17 protein-coding genes are annotated in these 23,899 nt (G+C 61.3%); 14 read left to right on the top strand and 3 right to left on the bottom strand.

The features are described from left to right. Positions 1-42: 42 nt before the first annotated feature. On the bottom strand, positions 43-717 hold the full coding sequence (locus ACO08A_RS02020) for a GntR family transcriptional regulator (protein WP_422039600.1): 675 nt from the start codon (positions 715-717) through the stop codon (positions 43-45). After that, positions 710-1,747 carry a Gfo/Idh/MocA family protein gene (locus ACO08A_RS02025; RefSeq protein ID WP_422039601.1) on the bottom strand — a complete coding sequence of 346 codons (1,038 nt, stop codon included), beginning with the start codon at positions 1,745-1,747 and terminating at the stop codon, positions 710-712. The genes ACO08A_RS02020 and ACO08A_RS02025 overlap by 8 nt, the downstream gene beginning before the upstream one ends. 186 nt (positions 1,748-1,933) lie before the next feature. Between ACO08A_RS02025 and ACO08A_RS02030 the strand changes: the two genes are divergently transcribed. The 8 genes from ACO08A_RS02030 to ACO08A_RS02065 all read left to right on the top strand — a co-directional run bounded on the left by ACO08A_RS02030 (position 1,934) and on the right by ACO08A_RS02065 (position 8,965). Continuing rightward, positions 1,934-2,947 carry a TRAP transporter substrate-binding protein gene (locus ACO08A_RS02030; RefSeq protein ID WP_422039602.1) on the top strand — a complete coding sequence of 338 codons (1,014 nt, stop codon included), beginning with the start codon at positions 1,934-1,936 and terminating at the stop codon, positions 2,945-2,947. A gap of 116 nt (positions 2,948-3,063) precedes the next feature. Beyond that, complete coding sequence (locus ACO08A_RS02035; RefSeq protein WP_422039603.1) at positions 3,064-3,594, top strand: TRAP transporter small permease; 531 nt, start codon at positions 3,064-3,066, stop codon at positions 3,592-3,594. After that, a complete protein-coding gene (locus ACO08A_RS02040; RefSeq protein ID WP_319386462.1) occupies positions 3,591-4,874 on the top strand; it encodes a TRAP transporter large permease in 1,284 nt (427 codons plus the stop codon). Before ACO08A_RS02035 ends, ACO08A_RS02040 begins: the two co-directional genes overlap by 4 nt. Before the next feature lie 13 nt (positions 4,875-4,887). After that, positions 4,888-5,178 (top strand): putative quinol monooxygenase, encoded by a 291-nt coding sequence (locus tag ACO08A_RS02045; RefSeq protein WP_422039604.1) that lies wholly within the window; start codon positions 4,888-4,890, stop codon positions 5,176-5,178. Next, entirely contained in the window at positions 5,175-5,972 is a 798-nt protein-coding gene (locus tag ACO08A_RS02050; protein WP_422039605.1) for an N-acyl homoserine lactonase family protein, read from the top strand. The genes ACO08A_RS02045 and ACO08A_RS02050 overlap by 4 nt, the downstream gene beginning before the upstream one ends. Next, positions 5,969-7,195: a 3-oxo-tetronate kinase gene (gene otnK / locus ACO08A_RS02055; RefSeq protein ID WP_422039606.1), complete on the top strand. Its 1,227-nt coding sequence runs from the start codon at positions 5,969-5,971 to the stop codon at positions 7,193-7,195. Before ACO08A_RS02050 ends, otnK begins: the two co-directional genes overlap by 4 nt. After that, positions 7,192-7,839: a 3-oxo-tetronate 4-phosphate decarboxylase gene (otnC, locus tag ACO08A_RS02060; protein WP_422039607.1), complete on the top strand. Its 648-nt coding sequence runs from the start codon at positions 7,192-7,194 to the stop codon at positions 7,837-7,839. The genes otnK and otnC overlap by 4 nt, the downstream gene beginning before the upstream one ends. 10 nt (positions 7,840-7,849) lie before the next feature. Next, the gene (locus tag ACO08A_RS02065) at positions 7,850-8,965 is read left to right on the top strand and encodes an isocitrate/isopropylmalate dehydrogenase family protein (RefSeq protein WP_422039608.1); all 1,116 of its coding nucleotides are present in this window, start codon (positions 7,850-7,852) and stop codon (positions 8,963-8,965) included. 8 nt (positions 8,966-8,973) lie between these two features. Here the strand turns inward: ACO08A_RS02065 and ACO08A_RS02070 are convergent, their stop codons facing one another. After that, positions 8,974-10,008 (bottom strand): LacI family DNA-binding transcriptional regulator, encoded by a 1,035-nt coding sequence (locus ACO08A_RS02070; RefSeq protein WP_422039609.1) that lies wholly within the window; start codon positions 10,006-10,008, stop codon positions 8,974-8,976. A gap of 202 nt (positions 10,009-10,210) precedes the next feature. Here ACO08A_RS02070 and ACO08A_RS02075 point away from each other — a divergent pair, with 202 nt between their 5' ends. From ACO08A_RS02075 to ACO08A_RS02100, 6 genes are all read left to right on the top strand, one after another. Next, positions 10,211-11,734, top strand: coding sequence for a sugar ABC transporter ATP-binding protein (locus ACO08A_RS02075; protein ID WP_422039610.1), 1,524 nt, complete (start codon positions 10,211-10,213; stop codon positions 11,732-11,734). Positions 11,735-11,736: 2 nt separating this feature from the next. After that, a complete protein-coding gene (locus tag ACO08A_RS02080; protein ID WP_422039611.1) occupies positions 11,737-12,759 on the top strand; it encodes an ABC transporter permease in 1,023 nt (340 codons plus the stop codon). A 99-nt stretch (positions 12,760-12,858) separates the two neighbouring features. Further along, positions 12,859-13,815, top strand: coding sequence for a substrate-binding domain-containing protein (locus ACO08A_RS02085; RefSeq protein WP_420336193.1), 957 nt, complete (start codon positions 12,859-12,861; stop codon positions 13,813-13,815). An 87-nt stretch (positions 13,816-13,902) separates the two neighbouring features. Next, positions 13,903-14,958: a sugar phosphate isomerase/epimerase family protein gene (locus ACO08A_RS02090; protein ID WP_422039612.1), complete on the top strand. Its 1,056-nt coding sequence runs from the start codon at positions 13,903-13,905 to the stop codon at positions 14,956-14,958. A 197-nt stretch (positions 14,959-15,155) separates the two neighbouring features. Beyond that, positions 15,156-16,316, top strand: coding sequence for a Gfo/Idh/MocA family protein (locus ACO08A_RS02095; RefSeq protein WP_422039613.1), 1,161 nt, complete (start codon positions 15,156-15,158; stop codon positions 16,314-16,316). A gap of 643 nt (positions 16,317-16,959) precedes the next feature. Then, entirely contained in the window at positions 16,960-23,898 is a 6,939-nt protein-coding gene (locus tag ACO08A_RS02100; protein ID WP_422039614.1) for a LamG-like jellyroll fold domain-containing protein, read from the top strand. The last annotated feature ends 1 nt before the right edge of the window (position 23,899 follow it).

The following is a 23,899-nucleotide window of genomic DNA, read 5'->3' on the forward strand; positions in this document are numbered from 1 at the left end:
GGTCAGTCGTTGACGCGAAACAGGCCATGTCGCTCCACGGATTTAGAGCTGAAACAGCTTGTGCTTCTTGAGAAGATCTATCAGCACCTCACGCGCATCGCGTCGGTGGTTGCGGTGGCGTTCGCGCGCAAGTGCCGGGTTGCCCTGCCGGATCGCGTCATAGACAGCGCGGTGATCTTCGTTCGACTTGACCGGCAACGGGCGGATGAACAGGGTCATGGCGCGCGCGCGCCGGACCTGGTTCGCCATCATCGCCACGATGGTCTCCACCCTGGAATTGCCGCCCAGCCTCACAAGTTCCTCGTGGAAGGCGTTGTCCGCGACGGCCCAGGCCTCACGATCCTGTTGCTCAAGCGCGGTTTCCATCGCCTCGATCGACTGCTTCAGCGCGCCCAGAGCGTCTTCGGAATAGTCCTTTTCCGCCGCTTGTTCCGCAGCGAGGCTCTCCAGTTCGGTCAGGACGGCATAGATTTCTTCCATGTCCTTCAGTGACAGGGATGAAATGCGAACGCCCTTTCTCGGACGGACTTCAAGGAGCCCCTGCTGGGCAAGCATCAGGGTTGCCTCCCTGACCGGTGTGCGCGACATCCCCAGACGCTCGGCAAGTTCACTTTCCAGGTGATCTGATCCGGCTGCAAGTTCACCATCGAAGATCAGCTGACGGATCTGTTCCATCGCCAGTGTCGTGATCGTCTTCGGCTTCGGTGCTTCAAGCAACGGCAAACTCCCGGATTTTCTGACCCAACCGGTCGGACTCATAGATTGCCTGTTCTATCGCAATTACCTTCAGATAGTCACTTGCCTCATTTTCCAATGGTTTACCGTCCAGCATCCCGTCAACCACGTGGCTGATGAGGTTCCTGACACAGTCGCCGCCGAACCCCTCCCATTCCCTCGCGGGAAGCAGGACGCTGTCTTCGAGCGATCCGAAATGGCGCAGATGAACGGACCCGTCGCCGGCAAGGGTCAAGGTGCCCCGCGTCCCCTCAACGAGCGCTTCGCCGAGCGTTGTCCGGCAGTTTTCAGCCGCGTGGTCGAGCAGACGATTGCCGTCGAAAAGCGCCCGCACGCCATTGGCATGATCGAAGATGAAATAACCGGCGTCCTCTCCGGCGATAACCGGATTGAGTTTGCGAAGGTCGGCATAGACGGCCTCGGGCTCTCCAAGGAGGTAGCGGAAGGTGTCGACCCAGTGCACGCCGGTTTCGTGGATCAGAAGCTTCGGCATCGTCTGAAAATAAGGCTGCCGGTCGAGGTAAGCCTCCGGCCCCTGCCCGTCCCCTGTGCGGAGCCTGAACGTGAGCTGGAGAAGATCTCCGATCAGGTTTTCGTCCAGCGCCTGCTTGATCGCACGATACCAGGGCTGGAAGCGGAAGTTTTCGTGGACCACCAGCACGACGCCCGCCTTCGATGCCAAATCTGCCGCCTCGCGCGCTTCGGACAGCGAGGTGCAAAACGGTTTCTGGCAGATGATCGCCCTGACCCCGCTTGAAATCGCGGCCGTTATTGCCGGCAGGTGGGTTGGCGGCGGCGTGATGATGTCCAGCAGGTCGGGACTGGTCATCCTGAGCATGGTGTCCAGGTCATCAAAGGCGGATTGTCCCGTTGCCTTTGCCTTTTCCGGATCGCGGTCGCACGCACCGACAAGTCTGACCCTTTGCAGTTTCCGCCAGGCTTCGTAGTGGAACCGGGCAAAATAGCCCGCTCCCAAGCAGGCGACGCGCAAGGTGTCCTTGCCTTCCACCATCGGTTCACTCCCCTTCAGACGAGTCTTTCTAGCAGTTCTTTTGAGCCGTTGCCCGCTGTTCCGGCGCCGGCCTGTTGCCTTTCGTGATACGGGAGCCGGGCCGAGTTGACAAGGGATTGAATTACGTATACGCAAACAAATGTGCAAATTGATACGATCTCAAATCCGATCGTGGGAGGAGACCCAATGCTTGACAAGAAATCCCTGAGCCGCCTGTTTTTGAGCGCGGCGCTCGTCGTCGCCGGTGCCGGCAGCGCCCTTGCCGTCGAAACGCTTCGGTTCAGCCACACCGACAACCCCGGCGGATCGCGCCAGGCGGCTGCGGAGCTGTTCGCCGAGAAGGTCGCCGAGTACACGGACGGCCGCTACGAAGTGCAGATCTTCCCGTCCGGACAGCTCGCCAACGACCCGAAGGCAATCGAACTTCTGCAGCTTGGCGGCATCGACTTCACGGTGTCCGCGACAGGCAGCTATGCAACGCATCTGCCGTCCCTGAACCTCACCGCCATGCCGTTCCTCGTCGACACCTACGAGCAGGGCTGGGAGCTCTATGACAACTCGGCCTGGCTGCAGGGCGAATTCGAAAAACTGCCGGAAAAAGGGTTCCGCGTCCTGTCGACCTGGGAAGCCGGCTTCCGCAGCTTCACCACCAACGAGCCGCTCGCGTCGCCGACCGATGCGGAATCAATGAAAATGCGCGTTTTCCCGAACGACATGATCCGCTGGTCCATGGAGGCAATCGGCTTCCAGACGGTGGTGATGCCGATCACCGACGTTTATCTCTCCATCCAGCAGGGCATCGTGAACGGCCAGGAAAACCCGGTCGACACGATCAACTCCCTGAGGTTCTACGAGGTCGCGCCGCATATCACGCTGACCCGGCACGTCTACAGCCCGCTGCCGCTGACCATCGCGGAAAAGACCTGGCAGTCCTTCTCCGATGAAGACAAGGAAGCCGTCCTGAAGGCGGCTGCGGAATCGGCAACATTCAGCCGCGACCTCGTCAAAAGCTCGGTCGACAGCCAGCTGACGCAGATGACCGAGGAAGGCGCCAAGGTCAGCGTGCCGGAGATCGGCCCGTTCCGCGATGCCGTCCAGCCGGTCTATGCAAAGGCGAAGGACGTCTATGGAGCAGAAGCCGTCGACAACATCCTTTCCGATGCCGCGGCCATCAGGGAAGCGCTTCCGGCTCAGAACTGACCAAGCAGGAAGGTCATCCCCTGCACGCCGGGCTGCAACGGCGTGCAGGCATGACCTGACGGATTGACTGGCCGGAACCGGATCGGTTCCGGCTCTTTTCGAAAAAGAGAAATCCCTTGGATTACCGAGATCATTATCCGGCTGTGCTGCGCTGGCTCAGCCATCTGGTGGACGTTTGCCTCATGCTGGGCGGGTTTTCCATCGTCACGCTGGTTTTCTGCAACGCATCGCTGCGCGGTTTTGCCGGCTTCGATCTGGCCTGGTCGCTCGAGGTCACCAGCTTCCTGTTGCTCTGGAGCACGTTCATCGGTTGCGCCGCAGCCGTTGCGAGAGGGGCGCATATGCGCGTGACCGAAATCGTCGAACGGTTGATGCCCCATCGCGGCCAGCGCGTGCTTTCGATCGCCATCGATGTCATCATCGCCGTCCTGCTCATGAGCCTGATCTACACCGGATACAACATCTCGGTTCATACCTGGGCGCAGAAGACGACGGTCCTCTACTGGCCGGTCGGGCTCCTGTACGCGTCCATGCCGGTCGGCATGGCCCTCACGCTGATTTTCCATCTCTTCAACATGGTGTTCGACATTCGCAATCCCGTCGTTCCCCATGCAACCCATTCTGACGGTGGCGAGGCGCTGCTATGATCCTGCTGTTTGTCGTTGCCGTTTTCCTGACGACGGTTTTTCTCGGTATTCCCCTGGTCTGGGCCATCCTGATCACGGCCGTTCTGCCCATCATCGTGTTCGATCTCGGCTATCCGCTGCAGGCGCTGTTCCTGAACTTCATCGGCGGTGTCGAACCGAACCACTTCCTCGCCATACCGCTGTTCATCGTCGCGGGCGAAATGATGAGCCGGGGCGGTGTCGGACTGCGCATCATCGGCTTCGCCCGTGCCGCCTTCGGCTTCATGGCAGGCGGGCTCGGAATGGTCGTCGTCGGCGCATCAATGATCTTCGGCGGCATTTCAGGATCGGCGATCGCGGACAGCGCCGCGATCGGATCGGTCATGATCAAGAACATGTCGCGGGAAGGCTACAACACCGCATTCGCGGCCGGGCTTGTCGCGGCAGCCGGCACCATCGGTATCATTATCCCACCCTCGATCCCGATGCTGATCTACGGTTTTGTCGGAAATGTCTCGGTCGCGGACCTGTTTCTGGCCGGCATGGTCCCCGGCATCCTGTTCGGCGCCATGTTCATGGCGGTCTGCTACTATGTCGGCAAGACCAGCAAATGCGATCCGGGCGGACGCACCACCACCTTGCAGGAGCTGACGAGCTCGTTCATCGGCACGGCCCCGGCCCTTTTCATGCCGGTGCTGATCCTAGGCGGCATCTTCACCGGATGGGTGACACCCACAGAAGCCGCGGCGCTTGCCGTTGTCTACGGCCTGTTCGTCACCACCGTCGTCTACCGGGACTTCAAGCTGAAGGATCTGCCCAGGCTGCTGGTCGATTCCTTCGTGACCAGTTCCGTCGTCATGGTCGTGATCGGCGCGACAACCGTCCTCGGCTGGCTGATCACGCTGGAACAGATGCCGCAGATCCTGGTGGGATTTGTCCAGGACTTTTCCAGCGGCCCGTGGATGTTCCTGCTCCTGGTCAACATTGTCCTCTTGGTTCTCGGCCTGGTGCTGGACCCGGTGCCCGCCATCCTGCTGACCGCGCCGCTGTTCCTGCCGACAGCCAAGGCGTTCGGGGTCGACCCGGTCCATCTCGGCGTGATCATGACCTGCAACGTGGCCGTCGGCCTGTTTACCCCGCCTGTCGGCGCGACACTTTATGTCGCCTCGAGGATCTCCGGGGTCGGCGTCCTGTCGATCGCCCGCAACATGGCGCATCTTTACCTGGCGGCGATCGCTGCCCTTCTCGCTGTCACCTACCTTCCCTTCGTGTCGATGGGTATGGTCTACTTGTTCCGATAGGGAGGAAAGACAGGTGTTTGCAGTCACAGTCCGATTCGAAATCAGGGACGGGATGTTCGAGACGTTCATGAACCTGATGCTCGACAACGCAAAAGCGTCTCTCCGGGAAGAGCCCGGTTGCCACCAGTTCGATGTCTGTACCGATCCGGGCAGGCCCGGCGAGGTTTTTCTCTACGAGATCTACGACGACGCCGAAGCCTTTCAGGTTCATCTGAAGACGCCGCATTTTCTTGCCTTCGATGCGCAGGTTTCAACGATGATCACGGACAAGTCGGTCGCGACCTATTCGAAGGTGAGTTCATGACACCCTGGGAAGTTTTTGCCGTCAAATATGCCGACCGGAATGAACGGACGCGGAAGGACAGTTTTCTTTTTGATGACGACCATCACCTGCCGCATGACATGGACTACTTCATCTGGGTGCTCCGGCGGGTCAACGAGATCATCCTCGTGGACACCGGTTACGACCAGGACGAGGGAGACCGGCGCGGCCGTCCGGTCCGGCTGAACCCCGTTGAGGCGCTGGCGCCGCTCGGGATCGATCCCGAAGCGGTCTCAACCATCATCGTGACCCATCTCCATTACGACCACGCCGGCGGTCTGAAACACTTTCCAAACGCCACCATCCACCTGCAGGCGGCGGAAATGGCCTACGCGACCGGCCCGTGCATGTGCCACGGCACCCTGCAGGCGCCGTTCACGGTCGACCACGTCTGCGAAGCCGTCAAGCGGCTCTATTCCGGGCGTGTCGTCTTTCATGAAGGCGAAGGTGAAGTCCGCGAAGGCGTCACCGTTCATCACACGGGCGGCCACAGCAAGGGGCTCCAGGCCGTGCGCGTGCTGACGCAGGCCGGCTGGATGTGCCTGGCGTCGGACACCTCGCACTATTACGAGAACTTCCTGGAAGCCAAACCGTTCCCGATCGTGGTCGATCTGGACGACATGCTGGAAGGCTTCCAGACCATTCGCAAGCTGGCGAGTTCCGACAGGCTCGTCGTGCCGGGGCACGATCCGCTGGTGCGCGATCTCTTCCCCGCACATGGACCGGATCATGTCATCCGTCTCGACGCCGGCCCGCAAAAATGGATCAAGCCATGAAGCTCGGCGTGATCGCAGACGATTTTACCGGCGCATCCGACATTGCACTGACGCTTTCGGAGGGCGGCCTGCGGACGGCCCAGTTCGTTGGCGTCCCGAAGCGTGCGCCGGACGGCGACATAGCGGCCGGAGTTGTCGGACTGAAGTCACGAACGATCCCGGCCGCCGAAGCCGTGAAAGGCTCACTGGCAGCCTGCGACTGGCTTCTCGCCCAGGGCTGCACGCAAATCGTGTTCAAGGTCTGCTCGACCTTCGATTCCACGGACGAGGGCAATATCGGCACCGTCGCCGCCGCGCTTGCCAAGCGTCTCGGCGAGACCCGGGTTCTGGTCTGCCCGGCGTTCCCGGAAAACGGACGGACGGTTTACCAGGGGCACCTGTTCGTCAAGGACACGCTGCTGAGCGAAAGCGGCATGCAGAACCATCCGCTCACGCCCATGCGCGATCCCGATCTTCGCCGGGTTCTGTCCCGGCAGACGGACTGGCCTGTCTCGCACCTGTCGCTGTCCGGTCTCCACGAAGGTGAAGACGCGTCTTCCGATCCAGCAGCGGACAAATCCATGGTCATCGCCGACGCGATCACGAATGAGGACCTGTTCGCGATCGGACGCGCCGCGAAAAACAGGAAACTGGTTGTCGGCGGTTCGGGCATCGCTCTCGGACTACCCGGCAATTTCGGAGCAACACCCGGAGATACCGCGTGGCAGGGGCATCGCGGCAAGGCAATCGTCCTTTCCGGTTCCTGCTCGGTTGCGACGCGCGAACAGGTCGAAACCTTCAAGGCCAAGGCCCCGAGCCGGGAACTGGCTGTCTCCGACATCATGGAAAACAGGCTGTCCCTTCAAGAGCTCGTCGAATGGACCCTGCAACAGGAACAGCCCCCCCTGCTCTATTCGTCCGCCGAGCCGGAAACCGTTGCTGCCGCGCAGCAGAAATACGGCAAGGAAAAGAGCTCTCAAGCCGTTGAACGGCTGTTTGCAAATCTTGCCGCGGCTCTTTCGCAGTCCGGTGTGACGCGGATCGTCGTCGCCGGCGGCGAAACCTCCGGCGCTGTGGTATCCGGCGTGTCTGCGCAATCGCTTGAAGTCGGTCCGCGTATCGCGGCGGGCGTTCCTGCGCTCAAGGTTGCCGAAAGCGACCTTCTGCTGGCGCTCAAATCGGGCAATTTCGGAGGCCCGGACTTTTTCCGCGAAGCGCTCTCGGTTCTGGGAGAGGCTTCGTGAGCGAAATCGCACGGACACGGGAACAGATCGCGACATACGCAAAGTCCATGTTCGACCGGGGCCTGACGCACGGCTCGACAGGCAACATATCGGCGAGACTTTCCGACGGCAGCCTCCTGGTGACGCCGACAGGTTCTTCCATGGGGTTTCTCGATCCGGCCCGCATCAGCCATCTGTCGGAAAAAGGCGCGCTCATTTCCGGGGACAAGCCGACCAAGGAAATACCGCTGCATGCAGCGTTTTATGAAACGCGGCACCGGACCGGGGCCGTGGTGCATCTGCATTCCTGTCATTCGGTCGCATTGTCGCTTCTGCCTGAAATCGACCCGGACAATGTGCTGCCTCCCCTGACCGCCTACGGAATCATGCTGCTCGGAAAGGTCCGCTTGCTTCCGTTTTTCGTACCAGGTGATCCGGCGATGGGTGATGCGGTCCGCGGTCTCGCCGGAAAACGGTCCGCCGTGCTCTTGGCAAATCACGGGCCGGTTGTTGCGGGGAAGGACCTTCAGGCGGCCGTTTACGCGATGGAAGAGCTGGAAGCGACTGCTAAACTCGCGTTGCTGTTGCGCGGCGCAAATGCTACCGCGCTGAATGAGGACCAGATAGATATGGTCGTGAAGCAGTTTGACGTTGAATGGACGTGAGGACAAAAGAATGAGAATTGCCCTGATCAAAGGCGACGGTATCGGCGTGGACGTTTCCGAAGCGACCATGGCCGTGGTGGAGTCCGCGCTTCACAAAACGGGACACGCCAAACCGTCCTATGACGAGATTCATGCAGGTGCCGGCTACTTCAGGGATACGGGAAGCGATATCGAAGCCGACGGCGAAAAACGCGCCGAGGAAGCCGACGCAATCTTTCTCGGCGCGATCGGCCTGCCGTCGATAAGGCATGCGGACGGCACGGAGATTTCGCCCCATCTCAGGCTGCGCGACGCTTTCGGCCTTTATGCCGGCGTCCGGCCGGTCAAGGCCTATCCCAACGCACCGCAACGGCTGGCAGACCCGCGTGCATCCGACATCGATCTCGTCATCCTGAGGGAGTCGACGGAAGGTCTGTTTTACTCCGCAGCCACCCACAATCGCAGTCTTGTCGTCAATGACGACGAGGTTCAGGACATTCTGAGGATCACCCGCAAGACCACGACGAAGCTGCATGAGTTTGCCTTCAACCTCGCCCGCAAGCGGCGCGAACGCGGCAGTTCCGGCAAACTGACCTGCGTCGACAAGGCCAATGTCTTCACCTCCCTCGCTTTCTTCCGGCAGCTCTTTGACGAGGTGAAAGCAAGGCACCCGGACGTAGACGTGGGTTACAACTATGTCGATGCGCAGGCGCTCGATCTCGTGCGCAAGCCCTGGGAATTCGACGTACTGGTGACCGAGAACATGTTCGGCGACATCCTGTCGGACCTGGCCGGCGGGCTGGTCGGCGGCATGGGCATGGCCGCCTGTGCGGAGATCGGCGATCAGGTCGGCCTGTTCCAGCCCGCACATGGCAGCGCACCCGACATCATGGGCCAGGACAAGGCCAACCCGCTCGCCGCCATTCTCAGCGGCGCCCTGATGCTGGACTACCTGTCGGAGAAACTCGACGACCCCGGCCTTGCAGACGCGGCGGATCTGATCAACGCAGCCGTGGACACAGGGTTTGCGCAAAATGCCCTGAGACCGATGGAATTCGGCGGCGACATGGGTACACGCGCGGTGACGGAGCAGATCCTCGCGACCATTCAGGACACATCGGCGGCGCGCAGCAGCGCCAGCGCGTAGTCGCGCGTTCAGCTCCGTTTTCTGGCAACGCCCGCGCAGCTTTCGCGCACGATCAGATCGCCGTGCAGAAGCTGCGAACGCGTCTCGAGCGACCGGTTCGCCAGGCGGTCGAGCAGAATGTTCATCGCCTTTTCGCCGATGTGGTGGCGCGGCTGGCGGATCGTCGTCAGCGCCGGCGAAAAATTGCTGGCGAAAGGAATGTCGTCAAAGCCCAGAACGGAAAAGTCCTCCGGGACCCGGTAACCGCGCAGCTGCAACGCCGAGATAACGCCGATGGCCGTGTTGTCGTTGAAGCAGAAGAACGCGGTCGGCAGGTCATCCTTGATGAACAGCCTTTCGACGGCCGCACGGCCGCTTTCGCTCGTGCCGTCTCCCTCGACGCGCCAGTCACGCAGGGCTTCGGGCGATTCCTTCAATCCCTGGCAATAGCCCTCGTGCCTCAGATCGCTGCGGATATCGGCACGTCCGCCGGAGATGAAGGTGATCCTGCGATGGCCGAGCGAGATCAGGTACTCCGTTGCCATCTTGGAGGCGGCCACATCGTCCACACCGACATAACTGATCTCGGAGGTGTTGACCGGCCGCTCCGTGGCAACGATCGGCGGCAGTGTCGTCAAAGGTGTTTTCGGCTCGCCGGCGACCGGAATGTGACCGGTCAGGAGCACAAGTCCGTCGGCCATGCCTGTCGACAGAAAGCGCAGGTAATTCTGTTCCAGACCCGTGGTTCCCTCGGTATTGCCGATGAGGACGCCGTAGCCGCGGTCGTTGGCCGCCTTTTCCAGACCAGTCAGGATGCCGGCGAAATTCGGATCGGCAATCGAGGACGCAAGCACCAACACCATCTTGGACCGCTGCATGCGCAGGTTCTGCGCCATCGCGTTTGCGGTGTAGCCGGTGCGCGCAATGGCGGCGGTGACCTTCTTGCGCGTGCTCTCGGCAACCTTTTCCGGTGACCGCAACGCGCGGCTCACAGTTGCGATGGAGACACCCGCAAGCTTTGCAACATCTTCAATTGTCGCCGGACGGTCCACCGGTTCGCTCATTCAACGATCCCTGCCGCGTTGCTCTTTGCACATCGATAAGTGCATGAAATTCAACGTACTCATTGCTGTATATAGCCTGAACTGATTCATGAAAAGGTTTACAAATGCGAATGTAAAGGTTTACATCAACTGTGAAAACGTTTACATAAGAATCATTGCGCCAGTGTGAAACAATATCAGCGGCGCGTGGGAGGATCTTCAGATGGATGTCGCGACGTCCGCTTCGGCGGCGGTGATTGAAGCTGTCAATATCAGCAAGTCATTCGGGCCCGTACCGGTTCTGTTCAGCGTGAGCATGGATGTCCGCGCCGGCGAAGTGCACGCGCTGATCGGCGAGAACGGCGCCGGAAAATCCACCCTGATGAAAATCCTCTCCGGGTTCCACGATCCGACATCCGGCCAGATCCGGCTGGACGGAAAGACCACCGACCTGCCGCCGAATGGCGGCGCGGAAAAACTCGGCATCGTTCTCATTCACCAGGAACTCAACCTTGCCGAACAGATGACGGTCGAGGAAAACGTCTTTCTGGGAAGAGAGACCCGTTCGCGCGGTTTTCTGGACCGCGCCGGCATGCGCCGGACCGTGCAGAAATACCTGGACGAGATCGGTCTCGACATCTCGCCCGCGGACCGGATCTCCGACCTGACGATCGCGCAGAAGCAGATGGTCGAAATCGTGAAGGCCGTCAGCCGGAATGCGCGTATCCTGATCATGGACGAGCCGACCGCCGTGCTCACCGAGGAAGAAACCGACGTGTTTTTCCGGCAGGTGGAGAAGCTGAAAGCCGGCGGTGTCGGCATCGTGTTCGTTTCCCACAAACTCAATGAAGTGAAGGCGATCGCCGACAGGATCACGATCCTGAGGGACGGGCAGTGGATCGACACGCGCCCGTCCGGTGACCTGACTCCGGATACCATGGCCCAGATGATGGTCGGGCGCGAATTGTCCGATCTCTATCCGCCCATGCACGAGGCGGATGTGGATGCCGACCTGGTCCTTGAGGTCACGAACCTGAAGGCGCCCGGCGTCCACGATGTCAGTTTCGGCCTGCGCAAGGGCGAGATCCTCGGATTCTCCGGCCTGATCGGCTCCGGACGCACCGCCGTCTTTGAAGCGATTTGCGGGCTCGCGCCGATCGAAAGCGGCACGGTCAGCCTTTACGGACGCGAGGCCGGCGCCATGAGCGTTGCCCAGGCCCGGGACGCGGGTCTCGCCTACCTGACCAAGGACAGGAAGGAAAAGGGGCTGCTGCTCGACAAGAAAATGCAGCCGAACCTCACACTGTTCGCCTTGCCGAAATTCGTGAAGACCCTTGCCGTGAACCGGAAGGCGGAAGAAAAGGCCCTTGAACGCGCCATTCGCCGCTTCGATGTGCGTGCGCGCGATCCGAACGTGACCGTCGGCAAGCTCTCCGGCGGCAACCAGCAGAAACTGCTGCTTGCCAAGATCATGGAATGCGATCCGAAGATCGTCATCATCGACGAGCCGACGCGGGGCATCGATGTCGGCACCAAGCAGCAGATCTACCATTTTATTGCCGCGCTTGCCGCCGAAGGCGTGTCCGTCGTGGTGATCTCGTCGGAAATGCCGGAGATCATTGGCATCTGCCACCGGGTCGCCGTGATGCGCGAGGGCCGGATTGCCGGTGTCCTGACCGGCGATCACATCAACGAAAACGAAATCATGCGCTACGCCGCCGGGCTGAAACGGGAGGACCTCCATTGACCATGATGACCGCATCTGAAGACGGAAACGCAAAGGCCGCCAGGAAGGTTGCCGTCGACTTCAAGACACTCGGCCCTGCCCTCGCCCTGCTGCTGCTGTGCGTGATCGGATACCTGCTCAACCCGGCCTTCGCGAGCGAGGGCAACCTGACCAACCTGCTTACACGTTCGGCCTTTATCGGCATCATCGCGGTCGGCGCGACCTTCGTCATCACGGCAGGCGGCATCGACCTGTCCGTCGGCTCGATGGCGGCAGCCATATCGGGTGTCATGATCATCGTCATGAACAACGCGGTGGAAACGCTCGGAACAGGCGTTCCGACGGTCCTGCTCGGATGCGGGCTGGCGATCCTGCTCGGCATCGGCGCCGGCTGGATCAACGGAGCGTTGACGACGAAAGGCAAGATCGAGGCCTTCATCGTGACGCTCGGCACGATGGGCATCTACCGCTCGCTGGTGACCTATTTCGCCGACGGGGGAACCCTGTCGCTCAACTTCGACATCCGCGGAACCTACCGCCCGGTCTATTACGACAGCTTTCTGGGACTGCCCTTCCCGGTCTGGGTGTTCATTGGCGTCGCCATCTGCGGCTGGCTGCTCCTGAACCGGACCGCGTTCGGACGGTACTGCACCGCGATCGGCTCCAACGAGGCGGTCGCCAAATACTCGGCCATCAATGTCGACCGCGTGAAAACGCTGACCTACATCATCCAGGGCCTGTGCGTCTCCTTCGCGACGATCATCTACGTGCCACGGCTCGGATCGGCCTCCGCATCCACCGGCGTTCTGTGGGAACTGGAGGCAATCGCGGCCGTGATCATCGGCGGCACCGTTCTGAAAGGCGGCTATGGCCGGATCGGCGGCACGATCCTGGGTGCGCTCATTCTCACGACCATCGGCAACATCCTGAACTTCACCGACATGATCTCGAACTATCTCAACGGAACGATGCAGGGCCTGATCATCATCGTCGCGGTTCTCCTGCAGCGAAGTGACTGGAAATTCGGCAAGAAAACCAAAACCTGACGTTCTGATTTCAACCCATCGGGGCCCGTCCCCTGCACGGAACCGGTTCGCACCGGACGGGAGAGGTGCGTCCGAACGGAAGCAATTGAGGAGGAAACAATGCTCTGGAAAACAACACTCGGAATGATGGCGGTCACAAGCATGCTGGCCTTTGCCGGCCCGGCCGCCGCCGAAGACAAGATCAAGATCGGCGTCAGCTATCCGACGCCGACCCACGCCTGGGCAGCCGGCATGAACTGGCACGCCGAGCAGGCTGAAAAACGCCTTGAGGCGCTTCACCCGGATGTGGATCTGATCCTGGTCAACTCGCCCGATCCGGGCGCTCAGGCAAGCGCCCTTGAGGATCTCGTGTCCGTTCACCAGATCGACGCCCTTGTCGTTTTGCCGTTCGAATCCGAGCCCCTGACCGATCCCGTTCTCAACGTGAAGAAATCGGGAGCCTGGATCACCGTCGTGGACCGGGGCCTCAGCCAGCCCGGTATCGAGGATCTCTATGTTGCCGGAAACAACCCGGAACTCGGCCGCGTTTCGGCGCAGTACATGAAGGGCCGCCTCAAGGACGGCGACAACATAGTCGTCCTGCGCGGCATTCCGACCGTCATCGACAATGAACGCTTCGACGCGTTCATGGCCGAGATCGAAGGTTCGGGGATCAATGTGCTGGATCACAAGCATGCCAACTGGAACCGCGACGACGGCTTCGAGGTCATGCAGGATTTCCTCTCGCGCTTTCCCGACATCGATGCCGTGTGGGCGCAGGACGATGACATCGCAATCGGTGTCGTGGCCGCCCTCAAGCAGGCCGGCCGGGACGGCAACGGCATGTTCGTCGTCGGCGGCGCAGGCATGAAAGAGATCATCAAGGGCATCATGGATGGCGATGAACTGATCCCGGTCAACGTGCTTTATCCGCCCGCAATGATCGCGACCGCCATGGACGCGACGGTCAATGCGGTCAAGTCGAACGGACCGGTCGCAGGACGCTATATCCTCGGCGCCACCTTGATCACACGCGACAATGCCGAGAGCTACTACTTCCCGGACTCTCCGTTCTAAGCACTGTCACGCACCTACCTGGCCGGGGTCTTTCGCGATGGGATCCCGGCCCTTTTTCAATCAGCCTGCCGGAATCGGGAGACCATCATGAAGACCATCAAGGGCCCTGCCCTTTTCCTTGCCCAGTTCGCCGGTGACGACGCTCCGTTCAATTCCTGGGACAGCATCACGAAATGGGCCGCCGATTGCGGCTATGCCGGCGTACAGATACCGAGTTGGGACAGCCGCCTGATCGATCTCTCCAAAGCCGCCAGTTCCATGTCCTATTGCGAGGATCTTGCCGGGCGCGCCAGGGAGAACGGCGTCGAGATCACCGAACTCTCGACCCATCTTCAAGGGCAACTGGTCGCCGTGCATCCGGCCTATGACACTGCGTTTGACGGCTTTGCCGCGCCGAAAGTCCGCGGCAACCCTTCTGCCCGGCAGGCCTGGGCCGTGGATCAGGTCAAACTGGCGCTGGCTGCGAGCCGGAACCTCGGCATCGGTGCGCATGCAACCTTCTCCGGCGCCCTCGCCTGGCCCTATCTCTATCCGTGGCCGCAACGGCCGGCCGGACTTGTCGAAACGGCGTTTGACGAACTGGCCAAGCGCTGGCGTCCGATCCTCGACTATGCGGACGAGATGGGTGTCGATGTCTGCTACGAGATCCATCCGGGGGAAGACCTGCATGACGGCGTCACTTTCGAGATGTTCCTCGACTGCGTCGATGCGCATCCGCGCTGCAAGATGCTCTACGATCCGTCGCACTACGTTCTTCAGTGCCTCGACTATCTCGACAATCTCGACATCTACAAGGACAGGATCGGCATGTTCCACGTCAAGGATGCCGAGTTCAACCCGACGGGCCGCCAGGGCGTCTACGGCGGCTACGCGTCCTGGGTGGACCGCGCCGGCCGGTTCCGTTCGCTTGGAGACGGACAGGTCGACTTCGGCGCGGTTTTCTCCAAGATGGCGGCGAACGATTTCGACGGCTGGGCCGTTGTCGAGTGGGAGTGCTGTCTGAAACACCCCGAGGACGGAGCCCGCGAGGGCGCGGCCTTTGTCCGGGATCACATCATCAGAGTGACGGAAAAAGCCTTTGACGATTTCGCAGATGGCGGTACCGATGATGCAGCCAACAGGAAAATGCTGGGTATAGGCTAGGCCCGGCCCACTCAGCGCCAAAGGTGAAACTTTGATACCCTTGAAGACCGGACACGAAAAACGCCACGACCCGTCACGGCGGGCCGGGCCCTTTTGCAGCCTCTTGAGCGATTGCCTGGCAAGAGGTTTCTCTATAGAAATGTAATCGATTACAGAGCGACTGCCCGCGCACATGAAGGGCAAACAGGAGGAGCAGAATGGCGATAGAAGGAAAAGACAATCCGCAGTCGAAACCAATCCGGCTCGGCATGGTCGGGGGCGGCAAGGATGCCTTTATCGGCGCGGTTCACCGCATCGCGTCGAGGATCGACGGACGCTACGAACTGGTTGCCGGTGCGCTCTCCTCGACGCCGGAAAAGGCCCTGGAATCGGGCCAGGCACTCGGGCTGAAGCAGGACCGGATCTACACCGATTTCGAGGCAATGGCCAAGCGCGAGGCGCGTCTGAAAGACGGCATCGAAGCGGTCGCCATCGTCACGCCCAACCATGTCCACTATCCGGCGGCAAAGGCGTTTCTCAAACGCGGCATCCACGTAATCTGCGACAAGCCGCTGACATCGACATTGGCCGACGCCAGGAAACTGGTCAAAGCGGCCGAAAGCTCAGATGCGTTGTTCTTCCTGACGCATAACTACACCGGCTACCCGATGGTGCGGCAGGCGCGCGAAATGGTTCAAAATGGCGATCTCGGCGCCATCCGTGTGATCCAGGTCGAGTATCCGCAGGACTGGCTGACCGTCGAGCAGAACAACAAGCAGGCGGACTGGCGCACCGATCCCGCCAGGTCGGGTGCCGGGGGATCGACCGGCGATATCGGTACTCATGCCTACAATCTCGCCTGTTTCATCACCGGCCAGTCCGCCGAAAGCCTTGCAGCCGACCTGCAATCCTTCGTGCCCGGACGGCAGGTCGACGACAACGGTCACGTCATGCTGCGCTACGCCAGCGGTACGCGCGGCATGCTCTGGTGTTCCCAGGTCGCGCCGGGCAACGAGAACAATCTCAAGATCCGTATCTATGGCGACAAGGGCGGCCTCGAGTGGCACCAGGAGAACCCGAACTACCTTCATGTCACGCCCTTCGGCGAACCGAAGCGCATCATCACGCGTGGAGGCGCCGGCATGCTGGACAGCATCGCCCCGGCAACGCGCATCCCTCCGGGCCACCCGGAAGGTTACCTGGAAGGCTTCGCAAATCTCTACAAGGACGCCGCGGATGTGATCCGGGCGCACCAGGCCGGCAATAACCAGGACTCGCTCGTGCCGGGCATCAGCGACGGACTTGTCGGTGTTCAATTCGTCGATGCGTGCGTCAGGTCCTCCGCGAGAAACGCCGCCTGGGTGAAGCTCGGCGGCTGAGGCACCTGATCCTCGGGCGCGGGGAGATCAAAGACCCCTGCCACGAGGCGAATGAAACCGACTGCCTGCGAAACCGGTCCGGACACGGAGCGTTTCGCAGGCAGTTGCATATTCAACGCATGGCACATGCGATTCATTTGCAGGCCAAACGCGGCCCTGTTCGCCGCTCAGTTGTATCCGGTGTCATGCTGCGCGTCTGGAACGCAGAACCCGCGATGCTCTGCGAAATGCAACCCGCCTACAACCAAGCTAAATTTTGATTGATAAATTTAATAGAAAAGAGCCTGAAAAAAGACTTACGGAATGTCAGGTCCGAGCCGCCTGAAGTTTAAGCGAAAATTAAATAATAATGGCCCTCCGGGCAGCGATGAGGATGAAGTCTCATCGTCATTTTTCACATTAATTCCAATGCCTTCATGATTTTTGACAAATCGACGCTTTTACTTGCGTTACTTGAGACAGATTTTTTTCAAATTATTGTATCTTTTTTGCCTTATTTGACCTGATTTTTTGTCAAATTGTCGCGAATACATTAAGCGCACAAGAACAAATCACCCAACAAATCGCTTGGACACAATCGCCAAAAATGCCGAGGCACACTTCGGCAAAACGGGCCTTTTTTGCCTGATCAGGGGAGCCAAGCATGCCAACGACAAGATCGACCACAGTCCCGTCTCCCGTCTTCGCTCTTGAAGGCGCAACGGAGTTCTCCGGCGAGAAGGGTGACTACCTGGATGCGGGCGATGCGCAAGCGCTGTCGCTTGAGGCCGGCACCATCGCCCTGACCTTCAATGCCGATCATGTCTGGGGCAGCCAGGCCCTGTTTTCCAAGGACGGCAGCGGCTATGACGACGGCGGGCATCTGACCGTCTGGCTCAAGGACGGGCGCATCATCGTGCGCCAGCAAACCGACGACAGCACCGAGTATCTCAAGGTCCCGGACCTGATGATCGAGAAGGACACCGACTACCACTTCGCCGTCTCCTTCGGCGAGGGCGGGCTCAATGTCTATGTCAACGGACAGCTCTGGGCCGCCGAGCCGGAGATGAAGCAGGGCATGGACATGAACGAGCGCTCCTTCCTGGTCGGCGCCTCCGGGGCCTGGCGATCCGATGACGCCCACACCGCACACCAGCAGTTCAACGGCACAATCTCAAACGTCATGGTCTTCGACGAACAGGTCGGGGGCGAGGCCATGGCAGCGCTGGCAGGCGAGGTCGACCCGGCATTCGAGGCCGATGCCCTGGCCGCCCTTGCCCAGGACGACCTGATGCCTGCCTTCCAGCAGCTCCATCACGGCTCCGACGAGGCCAAGGCGCTCGCCATGGCCTACGGCTTCAACCACATGGGCGAGATGACCTCCGGCGCCGCCTACCAGGAAGGCACCGACCAGGGCGAGACCATCGAGGGAACCGATCAGGACGACGCCATCAATGCCGGCCTCGGCGACGACACCGTCAACGGCAACGGCGGCAACGACATCCTCCAGGGCTCCTACGGCAACGACATTCTCAATGGCGGCGACGGCAACGACGTCCTGGACGGCGGACACGGCGAGGACATCCTCAACGGCGGTAACGGCAACGACCTGCTCATCTCCCAGTCCGACGGACGCGAGGGCGACGTCGCCTACGACCCGGACCGCGACGAGGGCGATCCGCTCGGAGAACTCACAAACGGCAAGCTCTATCCCGACCAGCCCCTTCATGCCGACGACGTCATGACAGGCGGTGCGGGCGCAGACACCTTCTACTTCCAGACCCTCATCAACGCCAAGGCCCGCTTCATCGAGGAACACACACAGGATGACGGCACAATAAGGTGGCATGGCGTGGCCGGAGAGAACGCCAACATCCACGACCACTGGGTCGGCGTCATCGGCAACGACATCATCACCGACTTCAACCGCGCAGAGGGCGACAGCATCCTGATCGAGGGACACACCACCAAGATCAGCTCCATCACCTATGGCGACAGCAACAATGACGGCATCGTCGACCACTCCGTCATCTCCCTTTATTCCGACCAGGGATCGGGCGGCGGTGCCCACGCGAATGACGAACTGGGAACCGTCACCGTCTATGGCGACCTGATCACGCTCTCCGACATCTCCACCTCGGCGAAACCGGCCTACGGCATCGTCAAGTCCATCGCCGACATCGACGAGGCCATCAAGCCCATCGAGATGGGAACCGACCGCGGCGAGATCGCACCGCCCGACGACATCCCAACCAAGGACGACCTGCCCCTGCCCGAAGGCATGGCCCCCGTCTTCGCCATCGCGGGACCGACGGAGTTCTCCGGCGAGAAGGGTGACTACCTGGATGCGGGCGATGCGCAAGCGCTGTCGCTTGAGGCCGGCACCATCGCGCTGACCTTCAATGCCGATCATGTCTGGGGCAGCCAGGCCCTGTTTTCCAAGGACGGCAGCGGCTATGACGACGGCGGGCACCTCACCGTCTGGCTCAAGGACGGGCGCATTCTCGTGCGCCAGCAAACAGACGACAGCACCGAGTATCTCAAGGTCCCGGACCTGATGATCGAGAAGGACACCGACTACCACTTCGCCGTCTCCTTCGGCGAGGACGGGCTCAATGTCTATGTCAACGGACAGCTCTGGGCCGCCGAGCCGGAGATGAAGCAGGGCATGGACATGAACGAGCGCTCCTTCCTGGTCGGCGCCTCCGGGGCCTGGCGATCCGATGACGCCCACACCGCACACCAGCAGTTCAACGGCACAATCTCAAACGTCATGGTCTTCGACGAACAGGTCGGGGGCGAGGCCATGGCAGCGCTGGCAGGCGAGGTCGACCCGGCATTCGAGGCCGATGCCCTGGCCGCCCTTGCCCAGGACGACCTGATGCCTGCCTTCCAGCAGCTCCATCACGGCTCCGACGAGGCCAAGGCGCTCGCCATGGCCTACGGCTTCAACCACATGGGCGAGATGACCTCCGGCGCAACATATTCCGAAGGCACCGACCAGGGCGAGACCATCGAGGGAACCGATCAGGACGACGCCATCAATGCCGGCCTCGGCGACGACACCGTCAACGGCAACGGCGGCAACGACATCCTCCAGGGCTCCTACGGCAACGACATTCTCAATGGCGGTGACGGCAACGACGTCCTGGACGGCGGACACGGCGAGGACATCCTCAACGGCGGTGACGGCAACGACCTGCTCATCTCCCAGTCCGACGGACGCGAGGGCGACGTCGCCTACGACCCGGACCGCGACGAGGGTGATCCGCTCGGAGAACTCACAAACGGCAAGCTCTATCCCGACCAGCCCCTTCATGCCGACGACGTCATGACAGGCGGTGCGGGCGCAGACACCTTCTACTTCCAGACCCTCATCAACGCCAAGGCCCGCTTCATCGAGGAACACACACAGGATGACGGCACAATAAGGTGGCATGGCGTGGCCGGAGAGAACGAAAACATCCACGACCACTGGGTCGGCGTCATCGGCAACGACATCATCACCGACTTCAACCGCGCAGAGGGCGACAGCATCCTGATCGAGGGACACACCACCAAGATCAGCTCCATCACCTATGGCGACAGCAACAATGACGGCATCGTCGACCACTCCGTCATCTCCCTTTATTCCGACCAGGGATCGGGCGGCGGTGCCCACGCGAATGACGAACTGGGAACCGTCACCGTCTATGGCGACCTGATCACGCTCTCCGACATCTCCACCTCGGCGAAACCGGCCTACGGCATCGTCAAGTCCATCGCCGACATCGACGAGGCCATCAAGCCCATCGAGATGGCAACCGACCGCGGCGAGATCGCACCGCCCGACGACATCCCAACCAAGGACGACCTGCCCCTGCCCGAAGGCATGGCCCCCGTCTTCGCCATCGCGGGACCGACGGAGTTCTCCGGCGAGAAGGGTGACTACCTGGATGCGGGCGATGCGCAAGCGCTGTCGCTTGAGGCCGGCACCATCGCGCTGACCTTCAACGCCGATCATGTCTGGGGCAGCCAGGCCCTGTTTTCCAAGGACGGCAGCGGCTATGACGACGGCGGGCACCTCACCGTCTGGCTCAAGGACGGGCGCATTCTCGTGCGCCAGCAAACAGACGACAGCACCGAGTATCTCAAGGTCCCGGACCTGATGATCGAGAAGGACACCGACTACCACTTCGCCGTCTCCTTCGGCGAGGACGGGCTCAATGTCTATGTCAACGGACAGCTCTGGGCCGCCGAGCCGGAGATGAAGCAGGGCATGGACATGAACGAGCGCTCCTTCCTGGTCGGCGCCTCCGGGGCCTGGCGATCCGATGACGCCCACACCGCACACCAGCAGTTCAACGGCACAATCTCAAACGTCATGGTCTTCGACGAACAGGTCGGGGGCGAGGCCATGGCAGCGCTGGCAGGCGAGGTCGACCCGGCATTCGAGGCCGATGCCCTGGCCGCCCTTGCCCAGGACGACCTGATGCCTGCCTTCCAGCAGCTCCATCACGGCTCCGACGAGGCCAAGGCGCTCGCCATGGCCTACGGCTTCAACCACATGGGCGAGATGACCTCCGGCGCAACATATTCCGAAGGCACCGACCAGGGCGAGACCATCGAGGGAACCGATCAGGACGACGCCATCAATGCCGGCCTCGGCGACGACACCGTCAACGGCAACGGCGGCAACGACATCCTCCAGGGCTCCTACGGCAACGACATTCTCAATGGCGGTGACGGCAACGACGTCCTGGACGGCGGACACGGCGAGGACATCCTCAACGGCGGTGACGGCAACGACCTGCTCATCTCCCAGTCCGACGGACGCGAGGGCGACGTCGCCTACGACCCGGACCGCGACGAGGGTGATCCGCTCGGAGAACTCACAAACGGCAAGCTCTATCCCGACCAGCCCCTTCATGCCGACGACGTCATGACAGGCGGTGCGGGCGCAGACACCTTCTACTTCCAGACCCTCATCAACGCCAAGGCCCGCTTCATCGAGGAACACACACAGGATGACGGCACAATAAGGTGGCATGGCGTGGCCGGAGAGAACGAAAACATCCACGACCACTGGGTCGGCGTCATCGGCAACGACATCATCACCGACTTCAACCGCGCAGAGGGCGACAGCATCCTGATCGAGGGACACACCACCAAGATCAGCTCCATCACCTATGGCGACAGCAACAATGACGGCATCGTCGACCACTCCGTCATCTCCCTTTATTCCGACCAGGGATCGGGCGGCGGTGCCCACGCGAATGACGAACTGGGAACCGTCACCGTCTATGGCGACCTGATCACGCTCTCCGACATCTCCACCTCGGCAAAACCGGCCTACGGCATCGTCAAGTCCATCGCCGACATCGACGAGGCCATCAAGCCCATCGAGATGGGAACCGACCGCGGCGAGATCGCACCGCCCGACGACATCCCAACCAAGGACGACCTGCCCCTGCCCGAAGGCATGGCCCCCGTCTTCGCCATCGCGGGACCGACGGAGTTCTCCGGCGAGAAGGGTGACTACCTGGATGCGGGCGATGCGCAAGCGCTGTCGCTTGAGGCCGGCACCATCGCGCTGACCTTCAATGCCGATCATGTCTGGGGCAGCCAGGCCCTGTTTTCCAAGGACGGCAGCGGCTATGACGACGGCGGGCACCTCACCGTCTGGCTCAAGGACGGGCGCATTCTCGTGCGCCAGCAAACAGACGACAGCACCGAGTATCTCAAGGTCCCGGACCTGATGATCGAGAAGGACACCGACTACCACTTCGCCGTCTCCTTCGGCGAGGACGGGCTCAATGTCTATGTCAACGGACAGCTCTGGGCCGCCGAGCCGGAGATGAAGCAGGGCATGGACATGAACGAGCGCTCCTTCCTGGTCGGCGCCTCCGGGGCCTGGCGATCCGATGACGCCCACACCGCACACCAGCAGTTCAACGGCACAATCTCAAACGTCATGGTCTTCGACGAACAGGTCGGGGGCGAGGCCATGGCAGCGCTGGCAGGCGAGGTCGACCCGGCATTCGAGGCCGATGCCCTGGCCGCCCTTGCCCAGGACGACCTGATGCCTGCCTTCCAGCAGCTCCATCACGGCTCCGACGAGGCCAAGGCGCTCGCCATGGCCTACGGCTTCAACCACATGGGCGAGATGACCTCCGGCGCAACATATTCCGAAGGCACCGACCAGGGCGAGACCATCGAGGGAACCGATCAGGACGACGCCATCAATGCCGGCCTCGGCGACGACACCGTCAACGGCAACGGCGGCAACGACATCCTCCAGGGCTCCTACGGCAACGACATTCTCAATGGCGGTGACGGCAACGACGTCCTGGACGGCGGACACGGCGAGGACATCCTCAACGGCGGTGACGGCAACGACCTGCTCATCTCCCAGTCCGACGGACGCGAGGGCGACGTCGCCTACGACCCGGACCGCGACGAGGGTGATCCGCTCGGAGAACTCACAAACGGCAAGCTCTATCCCGACCAGCCCCTTCATGCCGACGACGTCATGACAGGCGGTGCGGGCGCAGACACCTTCTACTTCCAGACCCTCATCAACGCCAAGGCCCGCTTCATCGAGGAACACACACAGGATGACGGCACAATAAGGTGGCATGGCGTGGCCGGAGAGAACGAAAACATCCACGACCACTGGGTCGGCGTCATCGGCAACGACATCATCACCGACTTCAACCGCGCAGAGGGCGACAGCATCCTGATCGAGGGACACACCACCAAGATCAGCTCCATCACCTATGGCGACAGCAACAATGACGGCATCGTCGACCACTCCGTCATCTCCCTTTATTCCGACCAGGGATCGGGCGGCGGTGCCCACGCGAATGACGAACTGGGAACCGTCACCGTCTATGGCGACCTGATCACGCTCTCCGACATCTCCACCTCGGCGAAACCGGCCTACGGCATCGTCAAGTCCATCGCCGACATCGACGAGGCCATCAAGCCCATCGAGATGGCAACCGACCGCGGCGAGATCGCACCGCCCGACGACATCCCAACCAAGGACGACCTGCCCCTGCCCGAAGGCATGTCCCCCGTCTTCGCCATCGCGGGGGAGATGGTGCTGGACGGCACGCGCGACGGCCAGATTGCGATACAGCATTCCGAGACAATGGAAATCCCTGAAGGAACGATCGCATTTTCCTTCAGGGCCGATACCGTCAGCGGCTGCGATGCGCTGTTTTCGAAGGATGCAAGCGGATACGTCACCGGCGGTCATCTCACCGCCTGGGTCACCGACGGAGGCGACATCAAGGTGCGCTTCCAGGATGAGACAAGTTCGCTATGGCTCAAGGCGGAAGACGTCTTCGAAGTCGGCAAGGAACACGATTTCGCGTTCACGTTCGGCGAAGAAGGCGCGGTCCTTTATGTCGACGGGGTCGCCGTCGACAGCGACGACGACTTTGAGTCCGACTGGCTCGGCAACGAGGAATACCTGATGATCGGTGCGAACGGCTGGAGCAGCCCGAGCGGTGAAATCGGATGGACCGGCAATCACTTCGACGGGGTCATTTCGGACTTCACCGTGCTGGGTGAACAGCTCGACGCGGACCGGGTCAGGGACGAGCTGTTCGCTTAGG

The sequence above is a fragment of the Roseibium sp. genome (assembly GCF_965232425.1).
Lineage (GTDB): Bacteria > Pseudomonadota > Alphaproteobacteria > Rhizobiales > Stappiaceae > Roseibium.